Source organism: Pseudomonas sp. KU26590 (assembly GCF_026153515.1).
GTDB lineage: Bacteria > Pseudomonadota > Gammaproteobacteria > Pseudomonadales > Pseudomonadaceae > Aquipseudomonas.
In genome coordinates, this window is the sequence record NZ_CP110644.1 from 1,765,829 (window position 1) to 1,785,979 (window position 20,151).

The 20,151-nt window shown below is 61.6% G+C and carries 18 protein-coding genes; 10 read left to right on the forward strand and 8 right to left on the reverse strand.

The features are described 5' to 3' along the window. The first annotated feature begins 25 nt into the window (after positions 1-25). The 3 genes from OKW98_RS07980 (at position 26) to OKW98_RS07990 (ending at position 2,377) form a co-directional block, all read left to right on the forward strand. Positions 26-727, forward strand: coding sequence for an OmpA family protein (locus OKW98_RS07980; protein WP_265388682.1), 702 nt, complete (start codon positions 26-28; stop codon positions 725-727). A 608-nt stretch (positions 728-1,335) separates the two neighbouring features. Then, positions 1,336-1,611 (forward strand): DUF1145 domain-containing protein, encoded by a 276-nt coding sequence (locus OKW98_RS07985; protein WP_265388683.1) that lies wholly within the window; start codon positions 1,336-1,338, stop codon positions 1,609-1,611. Further along, entirely contained in the window at positions 1,604-2,377 is a 774-nt protein-coding gene (locus OKW98_RS07990; RefSeq protein ID WP_265388684.1) for a collagen-like protein, read from the forward strand. The genes OKW98_RS07985 and OKW98_RS07990 overlap by 8 nt, the downstream gene beginning before the upstream one ends. A gap of 97 nt (positions 2,378-2,474) precedes the next feature. Here the strand turns inward: OKW98_RS07990 and OKW98_RS07995 are convergent, their stop codons facing one another. Continuing rightward, positions 2,475-2,939 (reverse strand): CopD family protein, encoded by a 465-nt coding sequence (locus OKW98_RS07995; protein WP_265388685.1) that lies wholly within the window; start codon positions 2,937-2,939, stop codon positions 2,475-2,477. A gap of 129 nt (positions 2,940-3,068) precedes the next feature. Here OKW98_RS07995 and dinG point away from each other — a divergent pair, with 129 nt between their 5' ends. The 6 genes from dinG to OKW98_RS08025 all read left to right on the forward strand — a co-directional run bounded on the left by dinG (position 3,069) and on the right by OKW98_RS08025 (position 11,549). Beyond that, positions 3,069-5,213: an ATP-dependent DNA helicase DinG gene (gene dinG, locus OKW98_RS08000; RefSeq protein ID WP_065992603.1), complete on the forward strand. Its 2,145-nt coding sequence runs from the start codon at positions 3,069-3,071 to the stop codon at positions 5,211-5,213. A 111-nt stretch (positions 5,214-5,324) separates the two neighbouring features. Further along, complete coding sequence (locus tag OKW98_RS08005) at positions 5,325-7,703, forward strand: beta-galactosidase (protein ID WP_265388686.1); 2,379 nt, start codon at positions 5,325-5,327, stop codon at positions 7,701-7,703. A 74-nt stretch (positions 7,704-7,777) separates the two neighbouring features. Beyond that, positions 7,778-8,926 (forward strand): serine hydrolase domain-containing protein, encoded by a 1,149-nt coding sequence (locus OKW98_RS08010; RefSeq protein ID WP_265389673.1) that lies wholly within the window; start codon positions 7,778-7,780, stop codon positions 8,924-8,926. A 150-nt stretch (positions 8,927-9,076) separates the two neighbouring features. Next, complete coding sequence (locus tag OKW98_RS08015; protein WP_265388687.1) at positions 9,077-10,195, forward strand: OmpA family protein; 1,119 nt, start codon at positions 9,077-9,079, stop codon at positions 10,193-10,195. 48 nt (positions 10,196-10,243) lie between these two features. Then, the gene (gene pdxH, locus OKW98_RS08020) at positions 10,244-10,891 is read left to right on the forward strand and encodes a pyridoxamine 5'-phosphate oxidase (protein WP_265388688.1); all 648 of its coding nucleotides are present in this window, start codon (positions 10,244-10,246) and stop codon (positions 10,889-10,891) included. A gap of 193 nt (positions 10,892-11,084) precedes the next feature. After that, on the forward strand, positions 11,085-11,549 hold the full coding sequence (locus OKW98_RS08025) for a glycine zipper 2TM domain-containing protein (protein WP_037012225.1): 465 nt from the start codon (positions 11,085-11,087) through the stop codon (positions 11,547-11,549). 117 nt (positions 11,550-11,666) lie between these two features. On the opposite strand, the gene OKW98_RS08030 is transcribed toward OKW98_RS08025, so the two are convergent. The 3 genes from OKW98_RS08030 to OKW98_RS08040 all read right to left on the reverse strand — a co-directional run bounded on the left by OKW98_RS08030 (position 11,667) and on the right by OKW98_RS08040 (position 14,839). After that, positions 11,667-13,280 carry an NAD(P)/FAD-dependent oxidoreductase gene (locus OKW98_RS08030; RefSeq protein ID WP_265388689.1) on the reverse strand — a complete coding sequence of 538 codons (1,614 nt, stop codon included), beginning with the start codon at positions 13,278-13,280 and terminating at the stop codon, positions 11,667-11,669. A 216-nt stretch (positions 13,281-13,496) separates the two neighbouring features. Beyond that, on the reverse strand, positions 13,497-14,177 hold the full coding sequence (locus OKW98_RS08035) for a COG3650 family protein (protein WP_265388690.1): 681 nt from the start codon (positions 14,175-14,177) through the stop codon (positions 13,497-13,499). A gap of 62 nt (positions 14,178-14,239) precedes the next feature. Further along, positions 14,240-14,839, reverse strand: coding sequence for a short chain dehydrogenase (locus OKW98_RS08040; protein ID WP_265388691.1), 600 nt, complete (start codon positions 14,837-14,839; stop codon positions 14,240-14,242). A gap of 104 nt (positions 14,840-14,943) precedes the next feature. On the opposite strand from OKW98_RS08040, the gene OKW98_RS08045 reads away from it, so the two are divergent. After that, positions 14,944-15,852: a LysR family transcriptional regulator gene (locus tag OKW98_RS08045; RefSeq protein WP_265388692.1), complete on the forward strand. Its 909-nt coding sequence runs from the start codon at positions 14,944-14,946 to the stop codon at positions 15,850-15,852. Positions 15,853-16,414: 562 nt separating this feature from the next. Here OKW98_RS08045 and OKW98_RS08050 read toward each other — a convergent pair. Genes OKW98_RS08050 through livH form a run of 4 tightly spaced genes read right to left on the reverse strand, consistent with a single transcriptional unit; the run spans position 16,415 to position 20,069 of the window. Beyond that, positions 16,415-17,116 carry an ABC transporter ATP-binding protein gene (locus OKW98_RS08050; protein WP_065992624.1) on the reverse strand — a complete coding sequence of 234 codons (702 nt, stop codon included), beginning with the start codon at positions 17,114-17,116 and terminating at the stop codon, positions 16,415-16,417. Then, positions 17,117-17,884, reverse strand: a complete 768-nt coding sequence (livG, locus tag OKW98_RS08055; RefSeq protein ID WP_122536637.1) for a high-affinity branched-chain amino acid ABC transporter ATP-binding protein LivG — start codon at positions 17,882-17,884, stop codon at positions 17,117-17,119. Next, entirely contained in the window at positions 17,884-19,146 is a 1,263-nt protein-coding gene (locus tag OKW98_RS08060) for a high-affinity branched-chain amino acid ABC transporter permease LivM (RefSeq protein WP_265388693.1), read from the reverse strand. Before OKW98_RS08060 ends, livG begins: the two co-directional genes overlap by 1 nt. Further along, the gene (gene livH / locus OKW98_RS08065) at positions 19,143-20,069 is read right to left on the reverse strand and encodes a high-affinity branched-chain amino acid ABC transporter permease LivH (RefSeq protein WP_265388694.1); all 927 of its coding nucleotides are present in this window, start codon (positions 20,067-20,069) and stop codon (positions 19,143-19,145) included. The genes OKW98_RS08060 and livH overlap by 4 nt, the downstream gene beginning before the upstream one ends. Positions 20,070-20,151 lie beyond the last annotated feature (82 nt).

The window sequence follows — 20,151 nt, forward strand, 5'->3', positions numbered from 1 at the left end:
GCCGATACCAAAGGAGAAGAAGTGTATGAGCATGATTCGGACAGCGTTACCTCTGATTTTGGTGACCAGTGTATTGACGGGGTGTGCAGGCCTGCAAAAGACCGACTGGCCTCTGTGTGCGGCGGGTGGCGCGCTGAGTGGCGCGGCGATCGGCGCCTTCCAGTCCGCATCGGTGGCGGCAGGCTTCGGTGCTGCGGTGGGCGTCATGGCCGGCGCGTATTGCTGGACCCACGGGGATGGCGATGATGACGGCGACGGCGTCCTTAACAGCAAGGACAAATGCCCGAACACGCCAAAAGGCACCCCGGTCGATGCCACCGGTTGCCCGATCGTGACACCGGCCCCTGAACCGATGGCCGCGCCGATGGTGCTGCCGAAAGAAGAGATCATCACCATTCGTGATGTGCACTTCGAGTTCAACAAAGCCACCCTGACGGCAGGCGACAAACAGCAACTGGACATGGTCGCAACCAAACTCAAAACCGAAGCCCCGAATGTGCAACTCCACGTCAGCGGCCACACTGACAGCGTGGGTGGCGATGCCTACAACCAGAAACTGTCGCAAAAACGTGCGCAATCGGTGACCGACTACCTCGTCAGCGCCGGCATCCCGCGTGCCTCGTTCGCGTCCGTCGAAGGTGACGGCGAAGCCCGCCCGGTGGCCGACAACAAAACCGCCGACGGCCGAGCGCTGAACCGCCGCGTCGAGATCAAAATCAATCGTTGAGACAAGGTTGAAGCGTTAAAGGACGCCCCGTTCTAAAAGCCGGGGCTTTTCTATTTCTGGCATTCAGTTTTCATGTTCAAAAAAGCCAGTGCTCAAACTGACCTCTTCCCGGCTAAAGCCGGTCCCACTAAAAGCCGCATGCAGTCAGTGGGGCCGGCGGCGCCCGCTGTAGGACCGGCTTCAGCCGGAAAGCTTTTGATCTTCAAACACAAAAATTTCAGACACCGCGAAACGCGACTTGGGTGCAGGCTGAACGCAGGTCTCGCGCAGTGGGCCGAGCCGCATGGATGCGGCGAGAGCGCCGTCAGGACATGGATGTCCGTTCGGCGCGGGCCCACGGAGCGAGACCGGAGTGAAGGGACCCCGAGGAACGAGGGGCCAAACCAGGAGCAGGGCCTTTTTGGTTACTTTTTCGGCTCTTGGAAAAAGTGACCCGCCGTAAGGGCGGAACCCTAATCCCGGCAAACACAGATAACGGATATTCACTCAATCCATGCCGTCAAACACCAGAAACTTTAAAGCCTGCCTCTGGCATAGTCCCCCGCCTCACCGTACTGTGCGCAAACCGTTTTCACCGTACAAAAAATTAAAAACAGCAGAGGCACCACATGAGTGTGATTTGGGGAACAGGGAAAGTACTGACAACAGCATTCTGGCTACTGATAATCACCAGCCTGACCATCACCATGCCACACCCCTTCAACCTGTTGTTCAAACTGGCAGGCGGCCTCCTGCTGCTTACCCACATCATCGAACTGATCAGCTATAACGCCAGCCTGTGCGGCCGCCCCCACCCCTGGCGCGATCGCCTGAAGATTCTGCTCTTCGGCCTATTCCACCTGAACACATTCAAACGCCCACAGGCGGAGGTACACCATGCGTAACGCGATGCTGATGACGGCAGGCCTGCTGTCCGCCCTGACCAGCCCCTGGATCATGGCCCAGACCCTCTCCGTCGAAACCCACTCGCTCATGCGCCTGCCCTCCAAAACCAGCGTATTGCAACTGGATCGACTCGAAGTCGCCGACTACGGCACGCTCCTGATCCCGGCCGGGCTCACCGAAGTCAAAGTCGGCCAACTCATCATGGGCCACGAATCACGCATCGCCATCGTCCCGAGCGCCGAGCCGTTCAGCCTGCAAGTCAAACAGGGCGACCTCGGCAGCGGCGCCGAAATCACCGCGCGGGGCGCCCCGGGCACCTTCGAGAAACCGCCAACCCCAGGCCGCAACCTCAACCTGCGGATCGAACAACTCAACGCTGACCAACTCTTCGTCGACGCCCGCGGCGGCGCAGGCTCGCCCGGTTACGTCGGCCTAGGCGGCGGCAACGGCATCGATCCAGGGTGCACCTGGGGTTCCGCCAGTCGCGGGATCGACGGCGACAATGGCGGTAACGGCCGTGACGGCGCGCCGGGGGCGCTCGTTCGTCTCGAACTGCCAGCGACATTCGGCAACGAACGCATCAAGGTCAACGTACAGGGCGGTGCCGGTGGTATCGGCGGCGACGGCGGTCGCGGCGGCAAAGGCGGCGCGTCCAAAGGCTGCGTGGTCTACCGTGCTGACGGCGCCAAGTCCGGCAAGAACGGCGACAAGGGCCAGTCCGGTGCAGCAGGGCCAGTGGGCGCTATCGTGGTTCGCAACTTATAAGCGTTGTGGGAGTGAGCTTGCTCACGAAGACGGTATCTAAACCGCTAAATGCCTGGCGGGTGTACCCGTCTTTCGGGAGCAGGTTTTTCCCCACGCATCAGAACATTGGCCTGATGGCCGCGATCGCCACAACAGCCACCCCTATCATCAGATTGATCCCCACCAGACGCCGAATTCCCCCCATCGCGGCGGCGCCATCCGCCCATTGCTCGGCGAGCACGGCCTTGCGCAACTGCGGCAGGTTCAGCGTCGAGACGCGCAGAAACAACGCCACCATCACCACATACAGACCCATCATCACCTGCACATAGCGGGGCGCGGTCTGAAAGCCGCTGAAGTTGATGTTGATCATGCCGATGCCCGTCACCGGCAACATGATCACCGCGCACCAGACCCACACGAAGAAACGCGGCAGCACCTGCAGCCACAGCTTCAACCGGGCCGGGCCCTCCAGGGCGGCGATGACCGCCGGTCGAAGAATCATCCAGGCGAAAAACATGCCTCCTACCCACACAATCGTCGACAGGACATGCAAGGCGTAGACAAAGGCTACAGATGACATCGAGAACTCCGATCTGCGCAGAAAGAATTAGCGCGGTATGATAGCCGCCCGCTGCGACTACTGAAGATATATCCAGCGGTTTTCGTGTTTTCATTCAGCACCCGTGACGCCGAGCCAACGACCCAGCCCATGATCAGCACCGAACTCAAATCCCAGATTCAGGGCGCCTACTCGCGTTTCCTCGAAGCCAAGAGCCTCAAGCCTCGTTACGGCCAGCGCCTGATGATCGCTGAAGTGGCGAAGGTGCTGGGCGACGTCGACACCGACGAAGAAGGCCGCCGTTCGGGTGATCCCGCCGTGGTGGCGGTCGAGGCGGGGACCGGCACCGGTAAAACCGTGGCCTACGCCATTGCAGCCATTCCGACCGCCAAGGCTGCAGGCAAGCGCCTGGTCATCGCCACCGCGACCGTCGCGCTGCAGGAGCAGATCGTCTACAAAGACCTGCCCGACTTGATGCGCAACAGTGGCTTGAACTTCACGTTCGCGCTGGCCAAGGGCCGGGGCCGCTATATGTGCCTGTCCAAGCTCGACATGCTGCTGCAGGAAGGCGACGCCCAGAGCGCGACCGCACAGCTTTTCGAGGAAGAAGGCTTCAAGATCGAAGTGGATGAAGCCAGCCAGAAGCTCTTCACCACCATGATCGAAAAGCTCGCCGGCAACAAATGGGACGGCGACCGCGACAGTTGGCCCCAGGAACTGGCCGACCAGGACTGGGCGCGCCTGACCACCGATCACAGCCAGTGCACCAACCGCCATTGCCCGAACTTCCAGCAGTGCGCCTTCTACAAAGCCCGCGAAGGCATGGGTAAAGTCGACGTGATCGTCACCAACCACGACATGGTCCTTGCTGACCTGGCGCTGGGCGGCGGTGCGGTCCTGCCCGATCCGCGCGACACCCTGTATGTCTTCGACGAAGGCCATCACCTGCCAGACAAGGCGATCGGCCACTTCGCCCATTTTAGTCGCCTGCGCTCCACCGCCGACTGGCTGGAGCAGACCGCCAAGAACCTCACAAAATTGCTCGCCCAGCACCCGCTGCCGGGCGATCTGGGCAAGCTGATCGAGCAGGTGCCCGAGCTGGCCCGCGAGATCAAAACCCAGCAGCAGTTCATGTTCACCGCCTGCGAACAACTGGCCGACTTCAAGCAAGGCGAAGACATGGAAGGCCGCGAGCGTCCGCGTCATCGCTTCGTCGGCGGTGTGGTCCCCGAACACATGCGCGAGATGGGCATCGAGCTGAAAAAAGGCTTTGCCCGGCTCGACGACCTGTTCACGCGCCTGACCGAGCTGCTTAAAGAGGGCATGGACGGCGAGGTCAACATCGGCATCGCCAGCCATCAGGCGGAAGAATGGTATCCGCTGTTCGGCAGTTTGCTGGCCCGCGCCCACGGCAACTGGGAATTGTGGACCGCTTTCACCGCCGAGGACCCGGAAAACAGCCCGCCCATGGCGCGCTGGCTGACCCTGGCCGACAGCGGCTCGCTGTTCGACATCGAGGTCAACGCCAGCCCGATCCTCGCGGCCGAAATGTTGCGCCGCAACCTGTGGAACGTCGCCTACGGCGCGCTGGTGACTTCGGCCACGCTGACCGCGTTGGGCAAGTTCGACCGTTTTCGTATGCGTGCCGGGCTGCCGAAAGACGCCGTCACCGCCGTGGTGCCGAGTCCGTTCCACCATGCCGACGCAGGCGTGCTGCGCGTGCCGGACCTGAAAGCCGACCCTCGCAATGCGGCCGAGCATACGGCTGCCATCATTCGCGAACTGCCGAATCTGGTTGAAGGCTCCAAAGGCACGCTGGTGCTGTTCTCGTCGCGCAAACAGATGCAGGAAGTGTTTGACGGGCTGGAGCGGGACTGGCGCAAGCGGGTGTTCATCCAGGGCAATCTGTCCAAGCAGGAAACCCTCAACAAGCACAAGGCGCGGGTCGACGGTGGCGATGAAAGCGTCCTGTTCGGGCTGGCCAGTTTCGCCGAAGGGGTTGACCTTCCGGGCGCCTATTGCGAGCACGTAGTGATCGCCAAGATTCCCTTCGCCGTGCCGGATGATCCGGTCGAGGCCGCGCTGGCGGAATGGATCGAAGCGCGAGGCGGCAATCCGTTCATGGAAATCGCTGTCCCCGACGCTTCGTTGCGCCTGATCCAGGCCTGCGGTCGTCTGCTGCGCACTGAACAGGACCGCGGCATCATCACGCTGCTGGATCGCCGGGTCGTGACCCAACGCTATGGCAAAGCCATCCTCAACGCACTGCCGCCATTCCGGCGCGAAATTTCCTGAATCCGTGATGCAAATGAAACACGGTTGACCGGGTCTTAAACTCGGTCCGCCCGGATGCGCGCGACCTCTTTCGTGCTCCGGGCCTTAGATGATCAAGGAGCTTCAGATCACATGATTCGCCGTTCACTGCCCGCCATCCTTGCCACGCTGTGCGCCGGCATGGCCCACGCCGCACCTGACGTGCAGCAGACGCTGTTCAATTTCGTGCGGCCCGCCGACGTGGTGAAGGTCACGACCCAGGATGCCGGCTTTCCACAGGGCAACGCCGAACAGACCGTTGAAGGGGAAGTGCTGCGCCGGGTCGTTTTCAATCCGGTCGCCAAACCCAGCCTGCGACTGACCCCGCAGACTGGCGTCTGGGACTGGAGCCACGACAGCGCCATGACCCTACGCCTGCAAAGCGCGATGGACTGGGCGTTGACGGTGTACGTGCAGATCGAAAGCCGTGACGGCAAGGTTCTCACCAGCCGCATCGACCTGCCGGCCGGTCCGGCGCAAACTCTGGTGCTGCCGCTCAAGGCCAGTTCGCCGCTGAGCGAGGGCATGCGCGCCGGCCCACCGATGCCGTGGGTCTACGAGGGGCAGCGCGTGTTGCTGGCCAACACCGAAGGTGAGCTGAATAGCGCTGAAGTTTCATCGGTCACCGTGTCGATGTCTCAACCCAACGTTGCGCAGTCAGTCTTGATCGAGAAGTTCGGCGTGCAGGAGGGCGATGGGCTGCTAACCGCTGCCTACAGCAACCTGGTCGACGGTTACGGTCAGTTCACCCGGGGCAAGTGGCCGGAGAAGGTCACCAGCGACGATCAGCTCAAAACGCTGGCGGGCAAGGAGCAGCAACAGCTGCAAACCTGGCTGAAAGACCGTCCTGCTCACGACAAGTACGGCGGCTTGCTCAGCGGCCCGGCGTTTGAAGCCAAGGGTTTTTTCCGCACGGAGAAGCGCGATGAGCGCTGGTATCTGGTGACGCCGGAAGGCCATCCGTTCTACTCCCTCGGCGTGAATGCCATCTCCGCTGACGACAGCCAGACCTACGTCGAAGGCCGCGAAGGCATGTTCACCGGCCTGCCCGGCAGCGACGATCCGCTCGCCGCGTTCTACGGCAAGGGCGACGACAACCGCGAGACAGGCGCCAACCGTAACCGGCAGTTCGATCAGGGCCGCTGGTTCAATTTCTATGGTGCGAACCTGCAACGCACGTACGGTGCGCCGAAGTGCGTTGAAGTCTCCAGGCCTGTGGATCCGGCCGACGACGAAGACGCGAGCGCAACCACGACAGCAGCGACTAACCCGGCAACGACCGCATCGACTGCCGACAGCCCCACCGAGCAGACCGCGCCAGCGCCTCAGGCCGAAAAGCCCGCCCTGCCTGCGCCTGCAATCGAGTGCAAGCCGGTGATTGTGGACAGCAAACGCTGGGTCGACCATACCCTGCAACGATTGCAGGCGTGGGGTTTCAACACCGTCGGCAACTGGAGCGAGCCCGCGCTGCAAAACCTCGAAAACAGCAAAAAAGCACACGTGCCCTACACGCTGCCGCTGTCCATCGTTGGCGACTACGTGAGCATCAGCACCGGCCAGGATTGGTGGGGCGGCATGCCTGATCCGTTCGATCCGCGCTTTGCCATGGCCACCGAGCGGGCGGTCGCCATCGCTGCGCGCGACCATCGCGACGACCCGTACCTGATCGGTTACTTCGCCGACAACGAACTGGCCTGGGCGGCGCCGGGCAATGATCCGAAGGATCGCTACGCCCTGGCCTACGGCACGCTGAAGCTGACCACCGACGTGCCGGCCAAGCGCGCGTTTCTCAAGCAGCTGCGCGATAAGTACCGGAACGAGGAAGGGCTTTCCAAAGCGTGGGGCATCAAGCTCGCCGCCTGGGAGTTGATGGAAGACCCGGGCTTCGAGCCGCCGCTGCCGAGCGCAGAGCACCCGGAGATCGAAAACGACTTCAGGTATTTCCAGCGGGTGTTCGCCGAGACCTATTTCAAAACCATTTCCGACGCACTCAAGTGGCATGCGCCGAACCACCTGCTGCTCGGCGGCCGCTTTGGCGTCACCAGCCCCGAGGCGGTTGAAGCCTGCGCCAAGTTCTGCGACGTGCTGAGCTTCAACTTCTACACCCTCAAACCCCAGGACGGCGTGGACTTCGCGAAACTGCGCGTGCTCGACAAGCCCGTGCTGATCACCGAATTTCACTTCGGCTCCCGCGATCGCGGGCCGTTCTGGGGCGGCGTGCTCGAAGTGCCGCGTGAGGAAGACCGTGGCCCGGCGTATGCCAATTTCCTGAAGAGTGCGCTCGCCGAGCCTTCCATCGTCGGCGTGCACTGGTTCCAGTATCTGGATCAGCCTGTCACTGGCCGTTTGCTTGACGGCGAAAACGGCCATCTCGGGCTGGTGGGCATCACCGACGTCCCTTACCAGGGCTTCGTCGAAGCAGTGCGCAAGGCCAATGGGCAGGTCGTTGATGTGATCGGCAAACGCCCTTAACCGGGCGGTTCCCAAAGCGTTCAATCGCTGGAACAATGTTCGCCATTTTTGCAGCCCCACCGGAGAGCCAGACCGTGCAGATTCAAGGCCATTTCGAGCTTCAGTTTGAGGCCGTACGCGAGGCATTCGCCGCGCTGTTCGACGATCCGCAGGAGCGTGGCGCTGCGCTGTGCGTGCAGATCGGCGGCGAGACGGTGCTGGATCTGTGGGCGGGCACAGCAGACAAGGATGGCGGCGAAGTCTGGCACAGCGACACCATCGCCAATCTCTTCTCCTGCACCAAGACCTTTACCGCGGTCACGGCGTTGCAATTGGTGGGGGAGGGCAAGCTGAATCTGGATGAGCCCGTGGCGCGTCTCTGGCCTGAATTCGCCGCCAACGGCAAGCAGTCCATCACGCTGCGTCAGTTGCTGTGCCATCAGGCCGGGCTCCCGGCGATCCGGGAAATATTGCCGGCCGAAGCGCTTTACGACTGGCAGGCGATGACCAGCGTATTGGCTGCCGAGCAACCCTGGTGGACGCCGGGTCAGGGCCACGGGTATGCCGCCATCACCTACGGCTGGCTGGTGGGCGAGATGATTCGTCGTGCAGACGGCCGTGGGCCGGGGGAATCCATCGCTGCGCGTATTGCGCGCCCGTTGGGCCTGGACTTCCATGTCGGTCTGGCCGATGAAGAATTTCATCGCGTTGCCCACATCGCCAGAGGCAAGGGCAATGTGGGTGATGAGGCCGCGCAGCGACTGTTGCAGACCACGATGCGCGAGCCTGCTTCCATGACGGCGCGGGCGTTCACCAACCCGCCGTCGATCATGACCAGCACCAACAAGCCGGAATGGCGGCGCATGCAGCAACCTGCCGCCAATGGCCATGGCAACGCACGCAGTCTGGCCGGTTTTTACAGCGGCTTGCTTGATGGCAGCCTGCTGGAAGGCGACCTGCTCAACGAGCTGACGCGCGAGCACAGCATTGGCCAGGACAAGACGCTGCTCACCCAGACCCGCTTTGGTCTGGGTTGCATGCTCGATCAACCGACGGTGCCTAACGCAACGTTCGGGCTGGGTGCCAAGTCATTTGGCCATCCCGGTGCAGGTGGTTCGGTGGGCTTCGCCGATCCCGAGCGCGATGTGGCGTTCGGGTTTGTGACCAACACCCTCGGTCCCTACGTGCTGATGGATCCGCGTGCTCAGCGTCTGGTGCGCGTGTTGGGTGAGTGTTTGCAATAAGTATCGCCGTTAAGTGCTTGTTCTACCGACTGTCAGTTAAATCTGGATAAGGGAGCCGTAGGGCGGTTTCTTTTTCCAAAACGGTCTTTATGCGTGTTATATGAGCGCTGCTTCGTTCATTTTCTGATCAATTATTCATATGGGTCACCCATGTCAGCTAACAAAAGCCTCGCATTCGCCATCTGCCTCGCCGTCACCGGCTGTGCGCAAACCCCTCAGGATCAGTCAGCCAGCAATGACCACTGGTGGTCGTTCGGTTCAGGCAAGGGCGCCGACGCCCCTGCTGTAGCGCCAGCCCCAACGCCGAGCCCGGCGGCTGCGCAAGTGGCGAAAGCCCAGGCCGAAACCGGTACGCGCTGGTACTGGCCGTTTGGCTCTGACCACGGTGAAACCGACAAGAAACCAGAAGTAGCCGCCACTCAACCGGCTACAGCCCCGGCCGTCGCTCAGGCCGGCGACGCCAACAAGTGGTGGTGGCCGTTCGGCGCAACCGAAGCCAAAAAAGACGCCGCACCCGCTGTTCCCAAAGTCGACCCGAAAGTGACCCAGGCCTGGCTGGATCTGAACGAGCCAAAAATTCGCGAAGCGATCAAGGACAGCCAGTTCCAGCTCGAGCGCCGTGACGACATCCTCGTGGTCACCGCGCCGGTCGACAGCACCTTCAACCGGAAGCGCCCGGAAATGCTCCTGCCGACCAACCTCGGGCCGATCAGCCGCATGGCCAAGATCGTGGAAGTCGATCAGCGCGCCGCCGTTCTGGTGTTGGGCCACAGCGACGTCGCCAGCGATGCCGATCTCAAGATCAGCCAGCAGCGCGCGCAATCGGTTGCAGCGATCTTCCGCCTCAGCGGCCTGCAGCGTAACCGTCTGAACCTGCGTGGCATGGGCGCCGACATGCCTCGTGCGGCCGGTGACAGCGCGCCGGGTCGCGCACTCAACCGTCGCGTGGAAATCATCCTCACCCCACAAGACACCATGATTGCCGAGATGGCCAAGTACAACCTGCCGCCAGCGCCAACCCTGCTGGCCGTGCAAACCGCCAACGCGCCGGCCCCGGCTCCGGCACCGGTTGCCGCGCCGACCAAGGCTGCTGCGCCTGCCAAATCCGCTGCACCGGTCAAGAAAGCCGTTGCCACCAAGGCTTCCGCTACCAAAGCGCCTGCGGCCAAAAAAGCACCGGTGAAGAAAGCTGCGCCGGTGAAAGCCAAAGCAGCGCCTGCGAAAGCTGCGGCCAAAAAACCTGCCCCGGATGCTCAAGCCGGCAACTGAGGTTAAGATCGGGATTCTGTTCACGGATCTCGATTGAGGAAGGCAGTGATGAGCCAGCGTCTGGCCGATATGCGTCGTAACTATGCCCGCGAAGGGTTGACTGAAGCCCAGTCTCCGGAAGAACCCTTCGCACTGTTTCATCGCTGGTTCAATGAAGCGGTAGAAACCGAGCAGGCGCCGGTCGAGGCCAACGCCATGACGCTGGCGACCGTCGACGCCGACGGCCGTCCGCACTGTCGGGTCCTGCTGCTTAAAGGTCTGGACGCTCAGGGTTTCACGTTCTTTTCGAACTACGAGAGCGCCAAAGGCCAGCAGATGAACGACCGTCCTTTTGCCGCCATGACGTTTTTCTGGCCCTCACTGGAACGTCAGGTGCGCATCGAAGGCCGTGTGATCAAGGTCAGCCACGAAGAATCCGACGCCTATTTTCAGGTACGCCCCCTCGGCAGCCGCCTGGGTGCCTGGGCATCGCCGCAAAGCCGGGTGATCGCCGACCGTGAAGAGCTCGAAGGCTTGCTCAAGGCCACCGAAGCGCGTTTCTTGGACACCCAGCCTGACTGTCCCGAACACTGGGGCGGCTATCGTCTGCTGGCGGATCGCATCGAATTCTGGCAGGGACGTCCAAGCCGTCTGCATGACCGCCTGAACTATCGTCTGGTTGAAGATGCGTGGCAGCGCGAGCGCCTCGCACCCTGATTGCCGGTTGGTCAGCCCCAGGGTCTCTGTTGCGCTTTTCGTTGAATCAATCCCCGGCGCCGTCGTCCACTGCAGTAGACGTCGGCGTATTGCTGTATTACGCCTGAATAAACGTAAATTATCGGTACAGGACCGTGACATCGATTGGCGTCGCAGAGTCTAATGGCTACCTGTTCCTATGGAGATAACTGTTATGCGCAAGTCTGTTCTGTTGGTTGCTTCGTTCACCGCCATGGCGCTGACGCTGGGCGGCTGTACTTCAAGCCTCACCGGCGACTCGTACTCGCGCGACGAAGCTCGTCAGGTGCAGACCGTACGCCTGGGCACGATCGAATCGCTGCGTCCGGTGAAGATTGAAGGCACCAAAACCCCGATCGGCGCCGGTGCCGGTGCCATCGTCGGTGGCGTGGGTGGCAGCGCCATCGGTGGGGGCCGCGGCAGCATCGTGACAGCCGTCATCGGTGCGGTCGCCGGTGGTCTGTTGGGTTCAGCAGCGGAAGGCGGCCTGACCCGTGCTCAAGGCGTCGAGATTACCGTGCGCGAAGACGACGGCACCATGCGTGCTTATGTGCAGGAAGTTCAGGAAAACGAGATCTTCCGTGTGGGTGAGCGCGTTCGCATCATGACCGTCAACGGTACCAGTCGCGTCAGCCATTAAACCGCGCTGCATGACCTGAAGCGGGCCGTAAAAAGCCCGCTTGCAAAAACGCCCCGATGATTCGGGGCGTTTTGCGTTTCAGCACGCGACTTCAGCGCGGGCTTTACGTTACAGCGACTATCCAGTGATACCCAGCATGCTGCGGGCCAGGCCTTCGGCGATGCGAATACCATCGACGCCGGCCGACAGGATGCCACCGGCATAGCCTGCGCCTTCGCCCGCCGGGAACAGGCCTTTGACGTTCAGGCTTTGCATGTCTTCACCTCGGGTGATGCGCAGGGGCGAGGAAGTGCGCGTTTCGATGCCGGTGAGGATTGCGTCGTGCTGCGAAAATCCTCTGATCTGCTTCTCGAATGCGGGCAGCGCCTCACGAATGGCTTCGATGGCGAAGGCGGGTAACGCGTCGGCGAGGTCGGTCAGCTTCACGCCCGGCTTGTAGGAAGGTTCGACGCTGCCCAGTGCCGTTGAGGCTTTGCCTGCGATGAAATCGCCCACCAGTTGCGCCGGGGCTTCGTAGTTTTCGCCGCCCATGATGTAGGCATGGGACTCCAGACGCTCCTGCAGTTCGATGCCTGCCAGCGGGCTGCCCGGATAATCCTGCTCGGGGGTGATGCCCACAACAATGCCGGAGTTGGCGTTGCGCTCGTTACGTGAATACTGGCTCATGCCGTTGGTGACCACGCGGTTGGGCTCCGAGGTCGCCGCCACCACGGTGCCACCGGGGCACATGCAGAAGCTGTACACCGAACGCCCGTTTTTGGCGTGGTGCACCAGCTTGTAATCGGCAGCGCCAAGCTTGGGGTGGCCGGCGTACTTGCCCAGCCGTGCGCGGTCGATCAAGCCTTGCGGGTGCTCGATGCGGAAGCCGACCGAGAACGGTTTGGCCTCCATGAACACGCCGCGCCCGTGAAGCATGCGGAAGGTGTCGCGGGCGCTGTGGCCCAGCGCCAGAATCACGTGCCGCGAGTCGATGCGCTCGCCGCTGTCGAGCACGACGCCCTGCATCTGGCCGTCTTCGATCAGCACATCAGTGACGCGCTGCTGAAAACGCACTTCGCCGCCCAGCGCTTCGATCTGATGACGCATGTTCTCGACGACGCCGGTCAACCGGAAGGTGCCGATGTGCGGCTTGCTGACGTAGAGAATCTCGTCCGGCGCGCCGGCTTTGACGAATTCGTGCAAGACCTTGCGGCCGATGTGTTTCGGGTCTTTGATCTGGCTGTAGAGCTTGCCGTCGGAAAACGTCCCCGCGCCGCCCTCGCCGAACTGCACGTTGGACTCAGGCTTGAGCACGTTCTTGCGCCACAGGCCCCAGGTGTCCTTGGTGCGCTGACGGACTTCCGTGCCGCGCTCCAGAATGATCGGCTTGAAGCCCATCTGCGCCAGCAACAGGCCGGCGAAGATCCCGCACGGGCCGAAGCCCACCACCAACGGGCGCTCGCTCAGACCGGCAGGGGCGTGGCCCACCACCTTGTAACTGACGTCTGGGGCCGGGCCGATGTGTTTGTCGTGGCTCAGGCGGCGGAGCAGGGCGGCTTCGTCGCGCACCTGGAAGTCGACGGTGTAAATGAACTGCAGTTCGGTGGATTTCTTGCGCGCATCGTAGCTGCGCTTGAACAGGGTAAAATCCAGAAGCTCGTCGCTGCCGATGGCCAGGCGTTGCAGAAGTGCAGGGCGCAGTTCGTCATCCGCGTGGTCCAGCGGCAGTTTGAATTCGGTGATTCGTAACATTGAAAGATCCGGTTTCGGGCCGCAGGATCGGCCCGGCAGCACTACAAGAGCGGGCGATTATAAGCCACATTGCGCGTGATGCGGTGGTCGCAGCGTGCGAGCGCACGTGTGTAGGAGCGCGCTTGCCCGCGATTGCGGTGGGTCATTTGTCCGGGATGTGGCTGTAAGAACGCGTTCGCGGGCAAGCGCGCTCCTACAAGGGGCCAGGGTGAACGGTCAATCGTTGCGCATTGCACCAAAGTACGCGCAACCGCGCTGAACCTGGCCATTGACCCGCAACTCGGCGGTCAAATGCTGCACCGAACCGTTCGACGGGTCCACACAGCGCAGCGGCGCGACGTAGAGTTCGACGTGCTGATTGTTGGCGTCGGTGATCAGGTTGAAGCGGCCCTCGGGCATCTGCTCTTCCATGTACGGCACGGCGAAAGGCTCTTTGCCTTCGCGCTCAAGCACCAGACCCTTGCCGCTGGCGTTGAGGTTCCATTTCGGACCGTTGCCGCTGGCATGAATCGTCAGGCGCTTGAAGTTGGGGTCCTCGCAGGCACCGCTCGGGCGCTCGACGCGATAGAGCTGGTAAATGTCGCCCTGACCGTCACTGCCCTGGGCTTTGCTCGCCACGAAGTTGCCGCGTACATCGGCGAACGCCTTGCCATTCTTGTCCACCACCGAAGCGGCTTCCTGCAAGACACCGGTGTTGCCCTTGTCGGTCACTGCATAGCGGCGCTGTTCGTTGCACGGGACGAAGAACAGTTTGCCGCCATCACCGCTGAGGGTGCCCTGCATGCGGATCATGCCGGCCGTCGACACCTTGCTGTCATTGGAAGACATGGGCATCAACTGGCAGCCGGCAAACAGGGGCAACAAGGCGAACATCAGGGCGGAACGAGCAGCGGACATGGGGCGGTCTCCAGACAAGTGCCGCCACGTTACTCAGCCTGCTCGCTCATCACAAGGGGCGATTAGCCGACGTGATACGTCTGTCCGGTTTGTAGCCCTTCGACACTTTTTGCGTACGCCAATGCGACGTCCGCTGCGGGAACCGGCTTGAAGCCGCGGAAGTACGGCGCGTAACTGCCCATGGCTTCGACCAGCACGTTGGGGCTGACCGAATTGACGCGCATGCCGCGCGGCATCTCGATGGCGGCAGCGCGCACGAAAGCGTCAATGGCGCCGTTGACCAGGCTGGCAGCCGCGCCGGTGCGAATCGGGTCGATGCTGGTGATGCCGGTGGTGAAGGTGAACGAGGCGCCGTCGTTTGCAAATTCCCGGCCGATCAGCAACAGATTGACCTGCCCCATCAGCTTGTCGCGCAGGCCCAGGGCGAACGAATCGGCCGTCATTTCGCCGAGCGGCGCGAAGGTGACATTCCCGGCGGCGCAAATCAATGCGTCGAAAGGACCTGTCCGTTCGAATAGTTTGCGGATCGAGTCGCTGTCACTAATATCGACGTGCTCGTCTGCGCCGGTTCTGCCGATGCGAACGATCTCGTGGCGTGGCGCCAACTCTTTCTCGATCGCCGAGCCGATGGTGCCGCTGGCGCCTATCAATAGAATTTTCATGATGCGGTTTCCCCTGGTAAGGATCAGGCGCTCAGTGTGAGTCGCCTTTTCCCACGGAAACAGGGGCTAAACGGCAATCCCGGTTTGTCAGAAAGGAAACAATCATGAGCGAAATGGACGACCTGGCCGCGTTTGCGATGCTGGTGGAGGCCAATAGCTTCACCCTGGCCGCGCAATGGCTGGACACCAGTACCAGCCAACTGTCCAAGCGCATCAGCAAACTGGAAAAAAACTTCGGCGTGACGCTGCTCCATCGCACCACCCGCAGCCTGACGCTGACCTCGGCGGGCGCCATTCTCCTGCCCGAGGCCCGCGCGCTATTGGCCCAACGTGACCGCGTCCGCGACGCCATGGCCTACATGAGCGAAAGCCTGATGGGCACCGTGCGCCTGACCGTGCCGGTGTCATTGGGCGAAACCTTCTTCGAAGGCCTGCTCACCGAATTCGCCCAAACCTACCCCGACGTGCAGGTGGAACTGGACCTCAACAATCACTTCCGCGACATGCGCCGTGACGGCTTCGACCTGGGCATTCGTTCCAGCGTGGGCATCGACGAGCGCCTGGTGGCCAAGCCGTTGTTGTCCTTACAGGAACTGACCTGCGCCAGCCCGGACTACCTCGCTCGACACGGCACCCCGCAAACCCCGGAAGAACTTCGCGTCCACCGATGCCTGCTCAACAGCCACCACACTGGCCGCGAATCGTGGACCTACCACCAGAAACACGAACTGACCCGCGTCAACGTCCGCGGCACCTTCGCCAGCAATCACTACGGCCTCCTGAAAAAAGCCGCCCTCGTCGGCGCCGGCATCGCCCGCCTGCCGTCTTATATGGTGCATGAGGAACTGAAAGACGGGCGGCTGCACTGGTTGCTTCGCGACCACCAGACACCGGTGTCATCGCTGTACCTGGTCCACCCCTTTGAAGGACGACTGCCGAGGCGGGTACAAGTCATGGCTGATTACCTGAATGAATGGTTCGAGCGCAGCACTGCCGCGCTGGAACAGCTCTGACGGCGCAGGGGATTGGTTTTGTTGTTGGGGCGAGAACAGAGCTGACGCAGAGCGTCACAGGATGCATTCCCACGCGGAGCGTGTGGAACGATCAGGCAACCGCGGGCCCCTTAGGAGCCGGCTTGCTGGCGAACGCGTCTATTCAGCCGATGCAACCGTGGATGACACACCTCGTTCGCCAGCAAGCCGGCTCCTACAGAGGAATGCATTCCGCCAGTGACACCGCTTACACCCCGTAGGACCGGCTCCAGCCGGGAAGCCGTTGCCGTTGCTTTTGATCTTCGTACACAGAAGTTCCAGTCACCGCCAATCGCGACTTGGGTGCAGGCTGAACGCAGGTCTCGCGCAGTGGGCCGAGCCGCATGGATGCGGCGAGAGCTGCCCCCCGCCATGGATGGCGGATGGCAGCGTGCCCACGGAGCGAGACCGGAGTGAAGGAACCCGACGAAGTCGGGCCCAACCAGGAGCAGGCACCCTTGGTTACTTGGGGTGCTTTTCCAAGTAACTCGCCGAAGGCGAAACCCGAGGCCGTTAGGCCGACGCTCCTGATCTTGCTTGAGATTCAACCGCCGAGATAAGCATCCCGCACTTTCGGATCCACCAACAACTCCGCCCCCGACCCCTGCATCACCACCCGGCCATTCTCCAGAACATACGCACGATCAGCGATCTTCAACGCCTGATTCGCATTCTGCTCCACCAGAAACACCGTCACCCCATCCCGCCGCAACTGCTCAACAATCTCGAAAATCTGCTGAATAATAATCGGCGCCAGACCCAGCGAAGGCTCATCCAGCAACAACAACTTCGGCTTGCTCATCAACGCCCGCCCGATCGCCAGCATCTGCTGCTCGCCCCCGGACATCGTCCCGCCACGCTGATTGAAACGCTCCTTCAGACGCGGGAACAACTCAAGCACCTTATCCATCTGCACCTGATAATCGGCCTTGTCCGTAAAGAACCCGCCCATCGACAGATTCTCCTCAACCGTCAGCCGCGCGAACACACGACGACCCTCCGGCACCACCGCAATACTCTTGCGCATGATCACCGACGACTCCAGACCCACCAGCTCCTCACCCATATAACGGATGCTGCCACTGTGTGCGCGCGGCGAACCGCACAGCGTCATCAACAGCGTCGACTTGCCCGCGCCATTGGCGCCGATCAGCGTGACAATCTCACCCTGCTGCACATCGATGCTGACACCGTGCAATGCCTGGATCTTGCCGTAAAACGTGGAAACGTTATCGAACTGCAGCATTTACGCTTCCCCCAGATAGGCTTTGATCACTTCAGGATTGTCACGGATCTGCTCGGGCGTGCCATCGGCCAGCGGCGTGCCCTGATTGATCACCACGATATGGTCGGAAATGCTCATGACCAGCTTCATGTCGTGCTCGATCAGCAGCACCGTCGCGTTGTGCTCGTTGCGCAACACGCCGATCAGCGCTTTCAAATCTTCGGTTTCTTTCGGGTTCAGACCGGCCGCCGGTTCGTCGAGCATCAGGATGCGCGGACGCGTCATCATGCAGCGGGCGATTTCCAGACGGCGTTGCTGACCATACGCCAGCGTGCCGGCAGGACGGTTGGCGAATTCCTTCAAATCCACCGCTTCCAGCCAATGCTCGGCGTACTCCATCGCCTCACGCTCGCTTTTGCGATACGCCGGGGTCTTGAACAAACCGGACAGGAAGTTGGTGTTGAGGTGGCGATGCTGGGCGACCAGCAGGTTTTCCACCGCCGTCATTTCCTTGAACAGGCGCACGTTCTGGAACGTACGCACCACGCCTTTACGGGCGATTTCATGACCGGCCAGGCCCTGAATCGGCTCGCCGTCCAGCAGAATCGTGCCAGAGGTGGGTTTGTAGAAACCGGTCAGGCAGTTGAAAACAGTGGTCTTGCCGGCGCCGTTCGGGCCGATCATCGACACGACCTGCTTCTCGTTGACGGTCAGGCCGACGCCGTTGACGGCCAGCAGACCGCCAAAGCGCATGCACAAGCCGGACGCTTGCAGAAGTGGACGGCTCATCAGCGCTCCCCCTTGAGTTTCATGACGGGACGCTGCATCGGCAGGAAGCCCTGAGGGCGCCAGATCATCATCAGCACCATCAAGGCGCCGAAGCCGAGCATCCGGTATTCGCTGAATTCGCGAAGCAGTTCAGGCAACAGAATCATCACGACGGCAGCGAGGATCACGCCCAGCTGCGAGCCCATGCCGCCCAGGACCACGATGGCGAGGATGATCGCCGACTCCAGAAAGGTGAACGACTCCGGCGTGATCAGACCCTGACGCGCGGCGAAGAAACTGCCGGCAAAACCGGCGAATGCAGCGCCGAGGGTGAAGGCCGACAACTTGATGATGGTCGGATTCAGGCCCAAGGCGCGGCAGGCGATTTCGTCTTCACGCAGGGCTTCCCAGGCGCGGCCGATGGGCATGCGCAGCAACCGGTTGATCACGAACAGCGCCAACAGCGCCAGCAGCAGGGCGATCAGGTAGAGAAAGATCACCTTGTTGATGGAGTTGTAGGGCAGGCCGAAGTATTCGTGGAACGTCTGCATGCCTTCAGCCGCCTTGCGCTCGAACGACAGGCCGAACAGCGTTGGCTTTTCAATGTTGCTGATGCCATTCGGGCCGCCGGTGATGTCGGTCAGGTTACGCAGGAACAGGCGAATGATTTCACCGAAACCCAGCGTCACGATGGCCAGATAGTCCCCGCGCAGGCGCAGGACCGGGAAGCCCAGCAGAAAGCCGAACGTCGCCGACGCCAGGCCGGCCAGCGGCAGGCAGACCCAGAAACCGAAGCCGAAGTAGTGCTGCAGCAGGGCGTAGGTGTACGCGCCCACGGCGTAAAAGCCGACGTAACCCAGGTCGAGCAACCCGGCCAGACCGACGACGATGTTCAGGCCCAGGCCGAGCATCACGTAGATCAAGATCAGGGTCGCGATGTCCACTGCACCGCGCGAGCCGAAGAACGGCCACACCAGCGCAGCAATCACCAATGCGCCGAGGAACCAGCGTTGGGTCGAAGGCAGGGTCAGAAAGTTGCTGGCCTTGTCGGACACCAGCTGTTTCTGCGGACGCGAACGCCACATGGCGCTGATCTGTTCGTTGAACAGCACGCGCAGGAACATCAGAAACGCAGCGGCGAAAATCAACAGCACGGTCGTGGTACTGGCGCCGACCACCGCGAGATTGATCCCGACGATGTCCAGTTTGAGCCCGAGGATCGGGTAAGCGACGGCCAGCACCAGCACTGCGCTGAAGAGGGCCGATTTGAGATTCCTGGTCATACTTTTTCAACCTCCGGACGGCCGAGCAGGCCGGTTGGCCGGAACAACAACACCAATACGAGAAGACCGAACGCCACCACATCCTTGTACTGGTCGCCAAAGATGTCGGCGCCAAAGGCTTCGGCGATGCCCAGCACCAGACCGCCGAGCATCGCGCCCGGGATACTGCCGATGCCGCCCAGTACCGCAGCGGTGAAGGCTTTGATGCCGACGAGGAAACCGGCGTTGGGGTTGATCACGCCGTACTGCATGCTCAGCAGGACCGCAGCGACTGCCGCCAAAGCGGCGCCGATGACAAAGGTCAGGGCGATGATGTTGTTGGTGTTGATCCCCAGCAGGTTGGCCATCTTGATGTCTTCGGCGCAGGCACGGCAGGCGCGACCCAGGCGAGAGCGGGAGATAAACCAGGTCAGACCGAGCATGGCCACCAGCGTGACGACGAAGATGAGGATCTGCATGTACGAGATCACCACTTCATGGCTGCTGCCGGGGCCGAAAACGAAGTTGCCGGGAATGAGGTTGGGGATCGACTTGTCTTTTGAGTCCTGCGACAACAGCACGGTGTTCTGCAGGAAAATCGACATGCCGATGGCGGAAATCAGAGGGATCAAACGGTTGCTGCCGCGCAGCGGGCGATAGGCAACTCGCTCGATGGCGTAACCGTAGGCGCTGGTCACGACGATACTGGCGACGAAGGCTGCGGTAATCAGCAGGGGCAGGCTGTCCAGGCCAAGCATGGTCAGACCGGCCAGGGCGATAAACGCCACATACGAGCCGATCATGTACACCTCGCCATGGGCGAAGTTGATCATGCCGATGATGCCGTAAACCATGGTGTAGCCAATGGCAATCAAGGCGTAAGTGCTGCCAATGGTCAACCCATTAACCAGCTGTTGAAGAAAGTGATAGAGATCTATCGGCATTGCTGAGTGCTCCTAAAAACCTGCCTGGTGTTTCACTGGTGAAGTCTTTTTCCCGCTCGCGCGTCGTGATCTACGTCCGCGT

What these genes read in the sequence shown, in the direction of transcription:
- OKW98_RS07980 (WP_265388682.1), top strand. Translation starts at nt 26, where the DNA reads ATGAGCATGATTCGGACAGCGTTACCTCTGATTTTGGTGACCAGTGTA.
- OKW98_RS07985 (WP_265388683.1), top strand. Translation starts at nt 1,336, where the DNA reads ATGAGTGTGATTTGGGGAACAGGGAAAGTACTGACAACAGCATTCTGG.
- OKW98_RS07990 (WP_265388684.1), top strand. Translation starts at nt 1,604, where the DNA reads ATGCGTAACGCGATGCTGATGACGGCAGGCCTGCTGTCCGCCCTGACC.
- OKW98_RS07995 (WP_265388685.1), bottom strand. Translation starts at nt 2,939, where the DNA reads ATGTCATCTGTAGCCTTTGTCTACGCCTTGCATGTCCTGTCGACGATT.
- dinG (WP_065992603.1), top strand. Translation starts at nt 3,069, where the DNA reads ATGATCAGCACCGAACTCAAATCCCAGATTCAGGGCGCCTACTCGCGT.
- OKW98_RS08005 (WP_265388686.1), top strand. Translation starts at nt 5,325, where the DNA reads ATGATTCGCCGTTCACTGCCCGCCATCCTTGCCACGCTGTGCGCCGGC.
- OKW98_RS08015 (WP_265388687.1), top strand. Translation starts at nt 9,077, where the DNA reads ATGTCAGCTAACAAAAGCCTCGCATTCGCCATCTGCCTCGCCGTCACC.
- pdxH (WP_265388688.1), top strand. Translation starts at nt 10,244, where the DNA reads ATGAGCCAGCGTCTGGCCGATATGCGTCGTAACTATGCCCGCGAAGGG.
- OKW98_RS08025 (WP_037012225.1), top strand. Translation starts at nt 11,085, where the DNA reads ATGCGCAAGTCTGTTCTGTTGGTTGCTTCGTTCACCGCCATGGCGCTG.
- OKW98_RS08030 (WP_265388689.1), bottom strand. Translation starts at nt 13,280, where the DNA reads ATGTTACGAATCACCGAATTCAAACTGCCGCTGGACCACGCGGATGAC.
- OKW98_RS08035 (WP_265388690.1), bottom strand. Translation starts at nt 14,177, where the DNA reads ATGTCCGCTGCTCGTTCCGCCCTGATGTTCGCCTTGTTGCCCCTGTTT.
- OKW98_RS08040 (WP_265388691.1), bottom strand. Translation starts at nt 14,839, where the DNA reads ATGAAAATTCTATTGATAGGCGCCAGCGGCACCATCGGCTCGGCGATC.
- OKW98_RS08045 (WP_265388692.1), top strand. Translation starts at nt 14,944, where the DNA reads ATGAGCGAAATGGACGACCTGGCCGCGTTTGCGATGCTGGTGGAGGCC.
- OKW98_RS08050 (WP_065992624.1), bottom strand. Translation starts at nt 17,116, where the DNA reads ATGCTGCAGTTCGATAACGTTTCCACGTTTTACGGCAAGATCCAGGCA.
- livG (WP_122536637.1), bottom strand. Translation starts at nt 17,884, where the DNA reads ATGAGCCGTCCACTTCTGCAAGCGTCCGGCTTGTGCATGCGCTTTGGC.
- OKW98_RS08060 (WP_265388693.1), bottom strand. Translation starts at nt 19,146, where the DNA reads ATGACCAGGAATCTCAAATCGGCCCTCTTCAGCGCAGTGCTGGTGCTG.
- livH (WP_265388694.1), bottom strand. Translation starts at nt 20,069, where the DNA reads ATGCCGATAGATCTCTATCACTTTCTTCAACAGCTGGTTAATGGGTTG.